Source organism: Ancylobacter oerskovii, from assembly GCF_018390555.1.
Lineage (GTDB): Bacteria > Pseudomonadota > Alphaproteobacteria > Rhizobiales > Xanthobacteraceae > Ancylobacter > Ancylobacter oerskovii.
On record NZ_JAHBGB010000044.1, the window covers coordinates 719848 to 733071 of the forward strand.

The following is a 13224-nucleotide window of genomic DNA, read 5'->3' on the forward strand; positions in this document are numbered from 1 at the left end:
GCATGGCATGGTTTGATTGGTGGCGTGGCGGGCAAGCCCGGCGCGAGCGTAACCCTGCGCGCGTGGCGTTCAGTCGGCAGGTGCGCGCCGCTTTCGACGGTGCCACCAAATCCCGCCGCTCTGCCGGTTGGCGTGCCGTTGGCACGTCTGCCGACGCCGAGATCGGGAAGGCTGGCGTCGTCCTCCGCAACGTAGCGCGCGACATGGTGCGCAACGTGCCGATCGCGGCGCGGGCGCAGCAGATGATCGCCAACAACGTGGTGGGCACCGGCATCGTGCCCGCGATCAGGGGGCGGGACGGCTTCGTCAAGCGGGTCGACCCGCTGTTGATCGAGCATCTGGATACGCCGAACATCGACGCCAACGGCCGAACGGATCTCTACGGCATAGAGGCGGGGATCGTCGCGGCCGTCGCCGTGGATGGTGAGGTATTGGTGCGTCGCCGTTGGCGCCGTCCTGAGGACCGCCTGCCGCTGCCCTTCCAGTTGCAGGTGCTGGAGATCGACCACCTCGACACCAGCATCGACGGACCGATCGGGACCGGCTTCGCTGTTCAAGGCATCGAGTTCGATCTGCTTGGCCGTCGGGTGGCTTATCACCTGTTCGACGAGCACCCCGGCGCCTGGTCGCGCTACACGCTGCCGCAGTCGCGCCGCATCCCGGCGTCGGAAGTCGCGCACGTCTACCGGCAGGATCGTGCCGGCCAGATGCGCGGCGCCAGCTGGTTCGCGCCGGTGATCATGCGCATGCGGGATCAGGCGGACGCCTCCGACGCGCATCTGATGCGCTTCAAGATCGCGGCCTGCTACGCCGCCTTCGTGAAAGGAGGCGACGAAGAGCAGGACCCGGATGATCTGGAGGACGTCGATGGTGACGACCGCCTGACCGCGCTTGGGCCGGGAATTGTCGAATATCTCCGCCAGGGCGAGGAGGTCACCTTCGGCACCCCGCCGCAGGTTGGGGACTATGGCCCCTATATGCGGGCCATCGGGCAGGAGATCGCCGCCGGCCTCGGCCTGACCTATGAGGGCCTGTACGGCAACTATGCCGACGTGAATTTCAGCTCCGGCCGCATGGGCTGGCTTGAATTTCAGCGCAACGTCGCCGCCTGGCAGAACCACATGATGATCCCCAGCCTGTGCCGTCCGGTGCAGCGCTGGACAATGGAGGCGGTGGCTGTCCGGCTCGGCTCGTCCGAGGGGCTGGATTGGTCTTGGACGCCACCGCGGCGGGAGATGATCTCGCCGGTCGACGAGATTCCCGCCATCCGCGACGCCATCCGTTCCGGCCTTTCCAGCCGGTCCACCGAGGTGCGCAAGCTCGGATACGACCCTGAAGCGATCGATGCCGAGAACGCCGCTGACAATGAGCGCGCGGACAGCATGAAGCTCGCCTTCGACAGCGACGGCCGCCGGTCCTTGAAGGCCGGCGCCGCCCAGCAGACAGGAAATGAGAATGCCCAAAAACCTGCTCGTTGACGGCGAGATGGTCCTCTATGGGCCTGTCGGCGGCTCGATCTGGGATGACGCTGGCTTCACTGCGGCCGACGTCATTCACACGCTCGCCGGGCTCGACGGTGCCGACGTCACCGCACGCATCAACAGCGGTGGTGGCGTCGCCTGGGAGGGCATCGCCATCTACAACGCCTTCAAGGGCTATGACGGCAAGGTGACCATCGTGGTCGATGCCGTGGCCGCTTCTGCCGCCTCGGTGATCGCCATGGCCGGCGCCGAGCGCATCATGCGCACTGGCGCGCTGCTGATGATCCACAATGCTTCGACCATCGCATGGGGGCAGAAGAGGGATCTGCAGAAGTCCGCCAACCTGCTCGACAAGATCGACGTGCAGATGGCGAACCTCTACGCCAAGTCCACCGGCCTGGCGCGTGCCGAGACGGCGCAGATGATGGAAGCCGAGACGTGGTTCACCGGCGAGGAAGCCGTGGCCAAAGGCTTCGCCACCAGCACCGATGACGCCGAGTCCACCGACGCCTCGACGTGGAATTACGCGATCTATTCGCGGGCGCCTGAAACCCTCGCGCCTTTTTCCAAACCTTTCCCGAAGAACCACCCCGCGGCAGCCGCCGCTCAACAGGAGGTCACCATGACCATGCCGAACGCGGCCGCCCAGCCGGCCCCCGCTCCCGTCTCCACCACGCCCGCACCGGCTCCGGCGCCCGTCCCGCCCGTGCCGGCGGCCGATACCCGCCCGCTCGCGGTGCAGGTGCTGGCGCGCTGCCGTGCTGCCAACCTGACCATTGAACAAGCGGAGGCCATCGTTGCCCAGGCCAAGACGCCCGAGCACGCGGCCGACCTGATCCTTACCGAGATCTGCAATGCGCAGGACAAGAACGGTCCCGAATCTCGCCCGCATCAGGCGGCGGTGACCGGCGACGCCCGCGACCGCTTCCGCATCGGCATGGAAAAGGCGCTACTCGGCAAGGCTGGCCTGGCCGGCGGCGAGGCGAATGAGTTCACCTCCTACAAGCTCACCGAGCTGGCACGCGCCAGCCTCCAGCACGCTGGCGTCAAGCCGGCCAGCCACGATGTGCTCGCGATGGTCGGTGCGGCCTTCACCGCCGCCCCCACGGCCATGCACGGTACCTCCGACTTCCCGCTGGTGCTGAGCAACGTGGCGAACAAGGCCATGCTCAAAGGCTATACCGAAGCTGAGACCACCTATCAGCTTTGGACTGCCAAGGGTTCGCTCGGAGACTTCAAGCTGACCACGCGTGCAGACACCGGCTTCTTCCCTATCCTCTCGAAGGTCGAGGAGGGTGAGGAGTACCAGTACGCTAGCTTCGGCGAGCGCGGCGAGACCGGGGCGATCGGCACCTATGGCAAGCTGTTCAAGATCAGCCGACAGGCCATCATCAACGACGACATGGGTGTCTTCACCCGTACGCCCATGAAGATGGGTGCCGCGGCCCGGCGCACCATCAACAAGCTGGTCTATGGCGTACTGAACACGAACCCGGCGATGGCCGACAGCGTGGCACTCTTCCATGCCACCCACGGCAACCTCGCCGCCGGTGCCGGCAATGTCGGCGTCACCTCCGACGTCTACGCCAAGTCGCTTGCGGCGATGCGCAAGCAGAAGGAAGGTGACGTAACGCTCGGCATCTCGCCGAAGTACGTGCTGACTCCGATGGAGCACTATGCTGCGGTGCGCCAGATCTTCCTGTCTGCGACCGAGCTGGGGCAAGCCAATCCGAGCGTCCCAAGCAAGGTAGCTGGCGAAGTGGTGCCGATCGCGGATGCCGAACTGGATCTCTCCAGCGGAACCCTGGCCACCTATCTCGCCGCGGATCCGAACGCCTTCGACACTGTCGAGGTCATGTACCTCGACGGCAACGAGTCCCCGCTGCTGGAGCAGCAGGACGGCTGGAAGATCGACGGCGTCGAATTCAAGGTCCGTTCCGACTTCGGCGTGAAGGCGTGGGGCTACCGCGGCTTGCGCAAAATCCCGGTCGCCTGATCGGGCTGCATCCCCTTGGGCGGCCTTCGGGTCGCCCTTTCCCTTTCCAACCGGAGACAGTCCGATGAAGAACCTTGTTCAGGACGGCAAGACCCTGAAGGTCACCGCCGCCGCAGATACCACCGCCGGCTCGCTTGTCATCGTCGGCGATACTGTCGGCGTCGCCTTCAACACCTGCAAGGCCGGCGAGACACTGATCCTCTCTGTAGATCTCGTGTACGACCTTCCGAAGGCCACCGGCGCCATCAATCCCGGCGTCAAGGTCTATTGGAGCGCGGCCAACAGCAACGTCACCACGACCGCGTCGGGCAATACCCTGATCGGCCGCTGCTGGGCCTCGGCGGCGCTGGCTTCCGACGCGACCACCGTGCCCGTCAAGCTGCTGCCGACCGTCTGATGATCGACTTCTCGGGCGTCGTGCTGCGCACCTGCATGGGCGTGTTCGCCCGCCCGGTGCAGGTGCGGCCGAAGAACGGCACCGACTACACGGCGCGCGGGATCTTCGACAACAAGGCGGTGGAGGTGCTGGACGAAAGCGGCACCTCCCACGTCACCACCTCGCCGCAGCTCGGGATCCGCCTTTCCGAATGGCCCCGCCAACCGATCAAGGGCGATCAGATCGCCATCAGCGGCCCCGAAATCCTCGACTGGTTCGGGGTGAGCGACGTCAAGTCGGACGGCCAGGGCGGCGCCACGGTGTTCCTGCATCGGCTGACGGGGTTCGAAGATGAGTGAACTCAAGGCGCTGCGGGACCGGACAGCCGATTGCCTCGCGGGCAATACGGCGCTGAAGCGCCGCAGTGACGTGACCCGCGCCGCCGTGCTCCCGACGGAGGCCACGGATCTGCCGGCGGTCATAGTGAGCGCGCAGCGGGTGCAGCGGCGTTCCGAGGGCTCGGCGAACATCGGCCCGCCCGGCTACGTCTGTGACGGAACGATCGTGATCGTGCTTCGCCACGTCGCGCGGACACCTGAAGATCTTGAGGCGCGCCTGCTGGATCAGGCAGAAATCGCCGTCGCCACGCTGATGAATGATGCGGCCTGGCTGTCCGAGCTGGAAGCCGTGGGAGAGATCGACACCGTCCTTTCGACGACGCCGGGCGGCGAGGCTCTGATCGGCGATGCCGGTATCACCATGACGTGCCGTTGGCGCGAAGATTTCGGCGCCTCCAGCCCGCACCAGTTCGACGCCCTGCGCGGGAAGCTACCCGACGACACGCAGCCGACATTCGGCACCGACTACCCCCGAGACTGAGGACGCCCCCATGAAATCCCTGTTCGTGAAACCCGCTCAGCCGGGCCTCGTCGTCGTGCATCCCGACACCATGCAGACCCTGCCCGCGACCGGCGACTGGTGGCCGCATGACCAGTTCCTCATGCGGCGCCTTCCCGATTCCGGCGATGGCAGCGTGGTCGAGACCGATCCGCCGGCCGATCCGTCCAAGCCCGCCAAAGCCAAGGAGTGATGAGCGATGGCCGTTTCCTTCAACGAGGTGCCGAGCAATTGGCCGCTCCCTCTCTTCTGGGCTGAAGTCGACCCGTCCAAGGCGGGCGGCGTCATCATCTCCGATCGCGCGCTGCTCTGGGGCATCAAGCTTGCCGGCGGCTCTGCCGCGGTGAACGTGCCGGTGCCCGTCGGCAGCGATGCCCAGGGCGCGGCGCTTTTCGGCGCCGGCTCCATGGCCGCGCTGATGCTCTCCGCCTTCCGCCGTCGCAACACCACCGGCGAGGTATGGGTGCTGCCGCTGGCCGAGCCGGCGGCCGGCGTGGCTGCCAGCGGCACGATCGCGGTGACTGCCGCGCCGACGGCTGCCGGCACCATCCCGCTCTACATCGCCGGGCAGTCCGTCCCGGTGCTGGTGACGGCGAGCGACACCACCGCGCAGGTGGCAACGAAGATCGCCGCGGCCATCGCCGCCAAGACCACGCTGCCGGTCACCGGGGTAGCCTCAACCTCGACGGTCACTCTGACCGCGAAGTGGAAGGGCCTCACCGGCAACGATATCCGCATCGAGCACTCCTATCGCGGGACGCAGGGCGGGGAGGCGCTGCCGGCCAGCCTGGCGCTCACCATCACCGCCATGGCCTCCGGCACCGGCGCGCCGACCCTCGACACCGGCATCGCCAACCTCGGCGATCAGGAGTTCGACCATCAGGCGTTCCCGTTCACCGATAGCGCCTCCCTCGACGCCTTCCGCGACCTGATCAAGGCGCGCTGGGCCTATGACCGCCAGCTCTATGGCTGGGGCTTCTCGGCGATGCGCGGCAGCTATGCCGACCTGCTGACCTTCCTTGCCACCCGCAACGATCCGGCCATCTCGGTGGACATGCTCGAGGTGGCGACGCCGACGCCGGTGTGGGAGATCTCTGCGCTCAACGCCGCGGCGGCTGCCCAGGCGCTGAACGCCGACCCGGCCCGGCCGCTCCAGACCCTACTGCTCACCGGCGCGTTGCCGGCACCGGCGCCCAGCCGCTTCACCAAGGGCGAGCGGGCCGCTCTGGCGCTTCAGGGCGGCTGGACGCATTCGGTGACGAATGATGATCAGATCGCCGTCGAGGCGTCGGTGACGACTTACAAGTACAACAGCTATGGCGTCGAGGATCGCGCCTATCGCCGCATCGAGACCCGCGCCACGCTGACGCGGGTGCTGCGCGAGCTGCGCGCCATCGTGACCTCGGAGTATCCCCGCCACAAGCTGGCGAATGACGGCACGCGCTTTGGCCCCGGCCAGGCGATCGTCACCCCGAATACGATCCGTGCCCGGCTGGTGGCCCAGTATCGCGACCTTGAAGACCGCGGGTTGGTCGAGAACGCCAAGGCGTTCAAGGAAGCACTGATCGTCGAACGCGACGGCACCGATCCGAACCGGGTGAACGTTCTGTTCCCGCCGGATCTCGTCAACCAGTTGGTCGTGTTCGCGGTGCTGGCGCAGTTCCGCCTCCAGTACCCGACCGAAGCCGCGGCCTGATAGGAGGCATCCATGGGAAAGCGAATTGCAGGGGTCTCCTATATGCGGGTGGGCTCGCGCCAGTACCCGATCAAGGAGTTGGAGTACGACGTGACCTCGTCGACCCGAGAGGGCGTCGCCGGCCTCGACGGCGTTCACGGCTACAAGGAAACGCCGAAGGTGCCCTATGTGTCGGGGCAGATCAGCACCACGCCCGACGTCTCGATCGAAAATCTGCACGCCGTCACCGACGAGACGGTGACGGTCGAGGGGCCGGACGGCCGCGTCATCGTCATCCGCAATGCCTGGTACGCCTCGGATGCCACCGCACAGCCGGCCGACGGCCAGGTGGCCTTTCGCTTCGAAGGCCTGTCCGGCGACGAACTGATGCCGAACGCGTGAGGAGAGCAGCATGAGCAACGTTGACGAAGGCATGCCCTTCACCTTCAGCAAGCCGGTCGAGAGCTTTGGCGATCAGATCACCAGCGTGGTGTTCCGGCCGCCGACCGGCGAGGAAATCCGCCGGCTCAACATCCCCATGGTGATGAGCGCCGACGGCACGCAGATCGACTTCCACATGGACCGCGTCGGAAAATATGCGGCTCTGCTGGCGACGCCGCCTCTTTCTCCTCTCGCGGTGAACAAGATCCCGCCCGGCGACTGGCTCCCGATGGCGGCGGCCATCGCCCCTTTTTTCACCCCGTCGTAGACGTCGACATCGAAATGGTCGCCTGTGATCTGGCGCGGTTCTGGAACACGCTACCCGATGTGTTCCTGTCCAAGACCGTGCCCGAGATGCTGGCCGACCATGCGATGGCGTCGCGGTTTAGTGATAAGCAGGGGGATGCTTAAGGCGCTGGCCCTGCTCATTCTTCTCGGAACCTCGGCGGCGGCCGAACCGCTGAGCGGTCAAGCGACGGTCATCGACGGCGACACGCTGGAAATCCACGGCGAGCGCATTCGCCTCAATGGGATCGACGCCCCAGAAAGCCGCCAGACGTGCCGGCGTGCTGATGGTGCTTCCTACCGATGCGGACAGGTAGCGGCCTTTGCCCTCGCAGACTTGATCGGCCGGGCGACCGCCTCATGCGAGCCGACTGGCCGTGACCGCTACAAGCGGATCATCGCCACCTGCGCCGTAGGCGGGACTGACGTCGGTCAGTGGATGGTGGAGCAGGGGCACGCCATGGCGTTCCGGCGCTACAGCGAGGTGTATGTGCCGGAGGAGATTGAAGCCTCTCGGACTCGTCGAGGAATATGGCAAGGTCCGTTTCTTCCTCCATGGGCATGGAGGGCACAAGCGGGGGAGAGTGCTCCTCGGCATGGTCAATGAGCAGCGCGCGCCTCAAGAGGACGTGCCGTAGCATCGCCGTAACGATGGTGGTGAAGATGATCCCGCCCCCTAAAGCGAACCAGAAGAGCATTGCCATTACTCGGTCAACGGCTTATGGCGCGGCCTGAATGTCATTCAAAATGCCTTTGCACGGGCGGGGCAAGCCGAAGCTTTTTGGAAGTCATTTTTCCCGCCGCATATGCTGTGCGGCCAGCATCTACAGCCGCGATGAAGGCGGTTTGATTGGCTGACAACTCGGTGCCGAAAATAGCGCCCGAGAGAAGCACTGCTGCAGCGGCGACGCTCATCGCATTTTCATGGCCTCTCTCCGGTTTGCTGAACCATAGCAACGGAAAAAGCTGACGGTCCACAGCCATGACTCAGCCTCTCGACATCCGCGGCGTAGCCGAAATCACAGACCGCGTATCGCCGACGCTCGCCAAAATCGGCGCTGCCATGGCCGGTATCAGTCGTAACCCAAGCCTCAAGAAGGTCGCTGCCGATGTTGGCGGTGTCAGCGTCGCGTTTCAGGGCGTCGGTCGGTCACTCGGCGGTGTCGGTCATGGCCTGCAGTCAGTGGCATGGAACTTCGCCGCCGTCGGCTCTCTTGCTGCGCTGGCGGCGGTCAGTGCCGCCGCCTACTTCGGAACGGTCGCCACCGCTGCCTACACCGCCGCAAAGTCCTTCGCGACGACCGGTGCCGAAGCGTCCGATATGGCTGTCCGTCTCGGAACATCTGTCGTGGCCCTTCAGGAATGGCGCTACGCGGCGTCCGCCAGCGGCACGACGTCGGCAGTGCTCGATCGCGGCCTCGGGCAGCTCCAGAAGACCATGGCAGATGTGAGCAGGGGCAAGGCCAAGGACGCCGCCGCGCTGTTCCGCAAGCTCGGCGTCTCGGTGAAGGACGCAAAAGGTCATATCAAGCCGCTGGAAACGATCCTTCCGCAATTGGCGCAGGCTTTCGAGAAGAACAAGGATCCGGCGATGCGCGCCCGCATGGCACTGGCCCTGTTCGGGGAGAGCGGTGCGCAACTGGTCCCGATGCTTTCGGATGGCAGGCAGGGCTTGGAAGAGCTTGCAGCGAAGGCTCGGCAACTCGGGATCATCATCCCTGAAGGGGACGTAAAGCGGGCCAAATCTCTGAAAGACAGCCTAGAGGAACTATCGATCGCCGGGCAAGGGCTGGGAATATCGATTGGCTCCAAGCTCCAGCCCGTCTTGGAGCCCATGATCCAGGACTTCACCAAGTGGTTGGAGGTTAATCGGGACTGGGTTGGGTTGAAGCTCGAACAGGCGGTGATCGGCCTCCGCGATGCCTTCGCCGGCTTCGATCTACAGGACGCCATTGCCCAGACGGAACGAGGGTTCAAACGCATTGACGACCTCGTGACCACAGCCGGGGCGAATTGGAAATTTGTGTTCGGTGGACTTGCGGCGTTGATCGCCGCTCCGCTCGTGGCGCCGTTGGTGCAACTTGCTGTGGCGGTCGGCCGGGTGGGGTTCGCGATCACGTCTGCGGGTGGTGCGCTTGTTGCCGCCGGTGGATGGCCTGTGATCCTCGGCCTCCTGGCCATCGCAGGCGCGCTCAAGAACTGGGACGAATTCTCCGCCGGGGTCGAACGAATCTGGTCCGGGTTCGGCAAGCTGTTCCAGGGGGACATCTTCGGGGCCATCAAGGACATCTGGGGCGGCAACTTCGACGCGCTGAAGGCCCTCGTCCGCGGGCTTCTCAGCGTCATCGACGAGACGTTCGGAACGGACCTGCGTGGACGTCTGGAGGCTGCGCTGTCCTGGCTTGGCGGTTGGCTCGACACCAATCTCTATGGGCCGTTCCTGCGTGTCATCGAGCGCATCAAGTCCCTCTGGGCGACGCTCACCTTCTCGTTGCCGTCGGTTCAGAACCCGGCGCCGAACGGCTCGCGCGGTCAGCCGGCCAATCCGGGCGACGGTGGCGCGCCCGCTACGCCGCCCGGTGGTCCGCCCCCGGTTGGCCCGCCGTCGCAGTATCGAGGGCGCTATGGCTCGCTGAACGGCGAGCGCTACCAGACGCCGGAGCTGATCACCACGCGGCCGCAGTACGCGGCGGCACAGCGCGGCACCGCGACCGTGAACGTCAAGTTCCAGAACGCGCCGCCCGGCACCAAGGCCGACGTGCGCACCGACGGCGGACTGTTCGGTGATTGGGATCTCGACATGGGCTATCGGGGGGCTGGCTGATGGCATACCTGCCGGCAACTTTCAGGGGGGTGCGCTTCCACGTGCTGGAGGTGGCCCCGGCGCGCGGGAAGCGCGTCGAGGTCCACGAGTTCCCGAAGCGCGACACCCCCTATGCGGAGAGCTTCGGGCGGCTGGCTCGCCGCTATGCCTTCCGCGCCTTCATGCTCGGACGGGATGCCGCGCTTCGCGCCGAGGCGCTGGCGCTGGCCTGCGAGGTGGACGGCGCCGGCCTGCTCACGCTGCCGTCCGCGGCGCCAGTGCTTGTGGAATGCCTCGGCATCACGAACACCGAGAGCGTCGACCATGGCCGGATGGTCATGCTCGATATGGCGTTTGTCGAGAAGGGTGACGCGCCGGGTCTGCTCGGCTTCATCGTCACCAGCGTCGCGGCCATCAATGCCGTGGTGGCGGTCGCGGCGGCAATCGTCGACCTGTTCACCGCCGCCGTCGACGACATGGGACCGGAGGCGCAGCGCATCGCCAACGAGGCGGTGATCGAGCATTGTGACGCGGTATCGGCGCTTCACGTGTTACCGGTCGATCCGCTCTCCCATGCTCACATGCGGCTGGCAATCGGGGATCTGCGCTCGAACCCGGCGCCGGTGCTTGTGGCGGCCGCAGCCATTCCGACTATCGCTGAAGGCCTGGCGGACACACTGCAACTGCCAGACGCCACCCGCGCCGAGGGCGCCACCACCGAACGGGACTTGGCACAGCAGCAGCGAGAAGCGACCGTGGCCCGCGCTTCGGCGTTCGCCAGCGCGGGATCGGTCCTGCCGAAGGTTTCGGACGGGCCGGAATATCGCGCCGTCGTCGACTTCATCCGTCGGATCTGGCTGCTGGAATATGCGAAGGCGCTGGCCTCGATGGACTTCGCGTCCCGCGACGAAGCCGACGCCTATCGGGCCGACATCGCGGCGCGATTCGACGCGGAAATCGACATTGCCGCCACGGCTCGGGACGCGGACCTTCTCGCCGCCCTGCGCATCTCCTTTGCTGCGACGGTGCGGGATCTGGTGGAGCGTGGCCGTCCACTGCCGGCGTTGCGGACCGTCAAGCTGGCGGGGACACTGCCGGCCGTGGTCGCCGCGCACCGGCTTTGGCAGGATGCCTCACGGGCCGCAGAAGTAGCGACCTATGCCGGCGCCGTGCATCCCGGCTTCATGCCACGTGAATTCAAGGCGCTTTCCGCATGACGAACCTTCGTGCACGGCTCTCCATCGGCGCGCAGGCGTTCGAGGGGTGGAAGACAGTCGAGGTCCGCCGCGCTTTCGACGCCGCCTCGTCCGGGTTCATGCTCGAGGTCGTGGACACGGAAGCTGCACCGGCCGCGCTGCCGACCTGGCCAATCAAGCCCTTTGACGCCTGCACCGTGCAACTCGGCGGCGTGAAGGTCATCACCGGGTTCGTGGACCGCGTCGAACCGTCCTATGACGCGTCGCGCAGCGCGGTCCGGGTGGCCGGCAGATCGAAGACGGCAGATGCGGTCGATTGCAGCGCCATTGTGCCGGGAGGCAACTTCAAGGGCTACAAGCTCGATGCCATCGCCAACAACCTGGCTGGCACGGTCGGGGTGAGGGTGACGGCCAAGGCGGACGTGGGCGAGCCGTTCGAGGATATCTCGATCGATCCCGGCGCGACCGTCGTCCGCGCTCTGACCGATCTGTGCGACGCGCGCGGCGTGATGCTGCACGACGATGAAGAGGGAAACCTTGTCATCGACGAGGCAGAGGAGACCGACCCGGTAGCCTGGCTGGTCGAGGGCGAGAACATCCTCGCGGCGCAGGCCTCTCTCGGATCGGAAAAACGCTTCTCGAAGTACGTGGGCAAGTCACAGCGTCGCGGATCGGATGATGCCTGGGGCGAGGTGGTTTCCGAGATCACCGAGACGCGGACGGACAGCGCTGTCCCACGTTACCGCCCCCTGCTCCTGGCGCCCGAGGAGCCGCTGACCACCCGCGAGCTTCGCGACCGCCTCGACTGGGAGGCCGCGGTTAGAGAGGGAGCGGAACTGACAGCCGATGTCACCGTGCTCGGGTGGTTCCGCGCGCCCGGCAAGCTCTGGACGCCGGGTGAGACGATCCATCTTGCCAGCCCCAAACTCTATGTCGACCGCCCCCTGGCGTTGCGCGAGGTCACCTTCCGGCAAGGCCAGAACGGCGGAACCGTCGCCGTGCTGCGTCTTGTCCCGCATTCCGCCCTGAACAAGAAGTCAGGCGGAAAGGGGAAGGGCAAGAAGAAGAGGGCGAAGGGAGCAAAGGGGGGCGGCTTTTCTTGGGACGGCGTTGTGAGGGTTGGCGATGATAACTGAGAGGAATGACACCCGCCGCCGCGCCTCGCAGACCATGGCGCGTGGCGTTATCTCCCGCACCAACAGCGGCCGGAAGATGCAGGAGGTGGATATCCGCCTGCTGGCCGACGAGAACAAATCCGGCGTGGAACACTGGGAGCCCTATGGCATCACAGCGGCGCCACATGAGGGCGCCGAGGCGCTGGTGGCGTTCCCGACGGGCAAGCGCTCGCACGCGGTGGTCATCGCCGTGGGAGATCGTCGCTACCGGCTGAAGGGCCTGCAAGGCGGCGAGGTCGCGCTCTATGACGATCAGGGGCAGAAGCTGCTGCTCGGACGCGACGGCATCGCCATCGTGTCGGCGGGCGACCTGACCATCGACTGCCAGGGCGGCAACGTCGTCGTCACCGGCGACGTCATCGCCGACGGGGTATCGCTGAAGCAGCATATCCATTCCGACGTCGAACCTGGCATCGGCAACACCGGGGGGCCGGTGGTCTGATGTCCGACATTCGCACCCTGTGGAACCCCGACACCCTGCACGCCGAATGGCTGCTCAACGGCTCGGTACTCGACACCGGCCGGGATCTGGAGACGGCCTTCGTCATCTCGCTGATGACGGATGCCCTCGCTGACGAAAACGACGTGCTGCCCGATCCGACCGACGACGACCGGCGGGGATGGTGGGCGGACTGGCAGGCGGCCGACATCTGGGGGGCACCGCCGATCGGGTCCAAACTCTGGCTGCTCCGCCGCGAGAAGTGGACGGAAGCCGTCCGGTTGCGCGCCGAGGATTATGTGCGCACCGGCCTCGCCTGGTTCCTCGACGAGAAGATCGGCACTCGCCTCGACGTATCGGCCGTACGCGCCGAGATCGGGGTGATCGAAGTCACCGTGACCGCCTATCGCGGGCCGGAACAGTTGGTCGCCCTGCGCTTCCGCACACTCTGGGATTGATC

Annotated in this window: 16 protein-coding genes; 15 read left to right on the top strand and 1 reads right to left on the bottom strand. The window is 66.0% G+C overall.

Annotated elements, in window-relative coordinates:
• Positions 1-2 precede the first annotated feature (2 nt).
• The 10 genes from KHC19_RS24355 to KHC19_RS24400 all read left to right on the top strand — a co-directional run bounded on the left by KHC19_RS24355 (position 3) and on the right by KHC19_RS24400 (position 7758).
• Complete coding sequence (locus tag KHC19_RS24355) at positions 3-1478, top strand: phage portal protein (RefSeq protein ID WP_213356139.1); 1476 nt, start codon at positions 3-5, stop codon at positions 1476-1478.
• The gene (locus tag KHC19_RS24360; RefSeq protein ID WP_213356140.1) at positions 1456-3477 is read left to right on the top strand and encodes a ClpP-like prohead protease/major capsid protein fusion protein; all 2022 of its coding nucleotides are present in this window, start codon (positions 1456-1458) and stop codon (positions 3475-3477) included. The genes KHC19_RS24355 and KHC19_RS24360 overlap by 23 nt, the downstream gene beginning before the upstream one ends.
• Before the next feature lie 64 nt (positions 3478-3541).
• Entirely contained in the window at positions 3542-3874 is a 333-nt protein-coding gene (locus KHC19_RS24365) for a DUF2190 family protein (RefSeq protein ID WP_213356141.1), read from the top strand.
• Positions 3874-4212: a head-tail joining protein gene (locus KHC19_RS24370; protein ID WP_213356142.1), complete on the top strand. Its 339-nt coding sequence runs from the start codon at positions 3874-3876 to the stop codon at positions 4210-4212. Before KHC19_RS24365 ends, KHC19_RS24370 begins: the two co-directional genes overlap by 1 nt.
• Complete coding sequence (locus KHC19_RS24375) at positions 4205-4732, top strand: hypothetical protein (RefSeq protein ID WP_213356143.1); 528 nt, start codon at positions 4205-4207, stop codon at positions 4730-4732. Before KHC19_RS24370 ends, KHC19_RS24375 begins: the two co-directional genes overlap by 8 nt.
• A 10-nt stretch (positions 4733-4742) precedes the next feature.
• The gene (locus KHC19_RS24380; RefSeq protein ID WP_213356144.1) at positions 4743-4943 is read left to right on the top strand and encodes a DUF2635 domain-containing protein; all 201 of its coding nucleotides are present in this window, start codon (positions 4743-4745) and stop codon (positions 4941-4943) included.
• Between the two features lie 6 nt (positions 4944-4949).
• Positions 4950-6446: a phage tail sheath C-terminal domain-containing protein gene (locus KHC19_RS24385; protein WP_213356145.1), complete on the top strand. Its 1497-nt coding sequence runs from the start codon at positions 4950-4952 to the stop codon at positions 6444-6446.
• A gap of 12 nt (positions 6447-6458) precedes the next feature.
• Positions 6459-6827 (top strand): phage tail tube protein, encoded by a 369-nt coding sequence (locus KHC19_RS24390; RefSeq protein ID WP_213356146.1) that lies wholly within the window; start codon positions 6459-6461, stop codon positions 6825-6827.
• 10 nt (positions 6828-6837) lie between these two features.
• The gene (locus KHC19_RS24395) at positions 6838-7134 is read left to right on the top strand and encodes a phage tail assembly protein (protein ID WP_213356147.1); all 297 of its coding nucleotides are present in this window, start codon (positions 6838-6840) and stop codon (positions 7132-7134) included.
• Between the two features lie 135 nt (positions 7135-7269).
• Positions 7270-7758 (top strand): thermonuclease family protein, encoded by a 489-nt coding sequence (locus tag KHC19_RS24400; protein WP_246549464.1) that lies wholly within the window; start codon positions 7270-7272, stop codon positions 7756-7758.
• A gap of 131 nt (positions 7759-7889) precedes the next feature.
• Here the strand turns inward: KHC19_RS24400 and KHC19_RS24405 are convergent, their stop codons facing one another.
• Positions 7890-8135 (bottom strand): hypothetical protein, encoded by a 246-nt coding sequence (locus KHC19_RS24405; RefSeq protein WP_213356149.1) that lies wholly within the window; start codon positions 8133-8135, stop codon positions 7890-7892.
• Here KHC19_RS24405 and KHC19_RS24410 point away from each other — a divergent pair.
• From KHC19_RS24410 to KHC19_RS24430, 5 genes are read left to right on the top strand one after another with little or no spacing between them, the layout of a single operon-like run.
• A complete protein-coding gene (locus KHC19_RS24410) occupies positions 8134-9975 on the top strand; it encodes a phage tail tape measure protein (RefSeq protein WP_213356150.1) in 1842 nt (613 codons plus the stop codon). The genes KHC19_RS24405 and KHC19_RS24410 overlap by 2 nt on opposite strands.
• On the top strand, positions 9975-11171 hold the full coding sequence (locus tag KHC19_RS24415) for a DNA circularization N-terminal domain-containing protein (protein WP_213356152.1): 1197 nt from the start codon (positions 9975-9977) through the stop codon (positions 11169-11171). Before KHC19_RS24410 ends, KHC19_RS24415 begins: the two co-directional genes overlap by 1 nt.
• On the top strand, positions 11168-12286 hold the full coding sequence (locus KHC19_RS24420; protein ID WP_213356154.1) for a phage baseplate assembly protein: 1119 nt from the start codon (positions 11168-11170) through the stop codon (positions 12284-12286). Before KHC19_RS24415 ends, KHC19_RS24420 begins: the two co-directional genes overlap by 4 nt.
• The gene (locus KHC19_RS24425) at positions 12276-12767 is read left to right on the top strand and encodes a phage baseplate assembly protein V (protein ID WP_213356156.1); all 492 of its coding nucleotides are present in this window, start codon (positions 12276-12278) and stop codon (positions 12765-12767) included. The genes KHC19_RS24420 and KHC19_RS24425 overlap by 11 nt, the downstream gene beginning before the upstream one ends.
• A complete protein-coding gene (locus tag KHC19_RS24430; protein WP_213356158.1) occupies positions 12767-13222 on the top strand; it encodes a phage GP46 family protein in 456 nt (151 codons plus the stop codon). The genes KHC19_RS24425 and KHC19_RS24430 overlap by 1 nt, the downstream gene beginning before the upstream one ends.
• The last annotated feature ends 2 nt before the right edge of the window (positions 13223-13224 follow it).

Coding starts and splice junctions, on each gene's coding strand:
- KHC19_RS24355 (WP_213356139.1), top strand. CDS start 3: ATGGCATGGTTTGATTGGTGGCGTGGCGGGCAAGCCCGGCGCGAGCGT.
- KHC19_RS24360 (WP_213356140.1), top strand. CDS start 1,456: ATGCCCAAAAACCTGCTCGTTGACGGCGAGATGGTCCTCTATGGGCCT.
- KHC19_RS24365 (WP_213356141.1), top strand. CDS start 3,542: ATGAAGAACCTTGTTCAGGACGGCAAGACCCTGAAGGTCACCGCCGCC.
- KHC19_RS24370 (WP_213356142.1), top strand. CDS start 3,874: ATGATCGACTTCTCGGGCGTCGTGCTGCGCACCTGCATGGGCGTGTTC.
- KHC19_RS24375 (WP_213356143.1), top strand. CDS start 4,205: ATGAGTGAACTCAAGGCGCTGCGGGACCGGACAGCCGATTGCCTCGCG.
- KHC19_RS24380 (WP_213356144.1), top strand. CDS start 4,743: ATGAAATCCCTGTTCGTGAAACCCGCTCAGCCGGGCCTCGTCGTCGTG.
- KHC19_RS24385 (WP_213356145.1), top strand. CDS start 4,950: ATGGCCGTTTCCTTCAACGAGGTGCCGAGCAATTGGCCGCTCCCTCTC.
- KHC19_RS24390 (WP_213356146.1), top strand. CDS start 6,459: ATGGGAAAGCGAATTGCAGGGGTCTCCTATATGCGGGTGGGCTCGCGC.
- KHC19_RS24395 (WP_213356147.1), top strand. CDS start 6,838: ATGAGCAACGTTGACGAAGGCATGCCCTTCACCTTCAGCAAGCCGGTC.
- KHC19_RS24400 (WP_246549464.1), top strand. CDS start 7,270: ATGCTTAAGGCGCTGGCCCTGCTCATTCTTCTCGGAACCTCGGCGGCG.
- KHC19_RS24410 (WP_213356150.1), top strand. CDS start 8,134: ATGACTCAGCCTCTCGACATCCGCGGCGTAGCCGAAATCACAGACCGC.
- KHC19_RS24405 (WP_213356149.1), bottom strand. CDS start 8,135: ATGGCTGTGGACCGTCAGCTTTTTCCGTTGCTATGGTTCAGCAAACCG.
- KHC19_RS24415 (WP_213356152.1), top strand. CDS start 9,975: ATGGCATACCTGCCGGCAACTTTCAGGGGGGTGCGCTTCCACGTGCTG.
- KHC19_RS24420 (WP_213356154.1), top strand. CDS start 11,168: ATGACGAACCTTCGTGCACGGCTCTCCATCGGCGCGCAGGCGTTCGAG.
- KHC19_RS24425 (WP_213356156.1), top strand. CDS start 12,276: ATGATAACTGAGAGGAATGACACCCGCCGCCGCGCCTCGCAGACCATG.
- KHC19_RS24430 (WP_213356158.1), top strand. CDS start 12,767: ATGTCCGACATTCGCACCCTGTGGAACCCCGACACCCTGCACGCCGAA.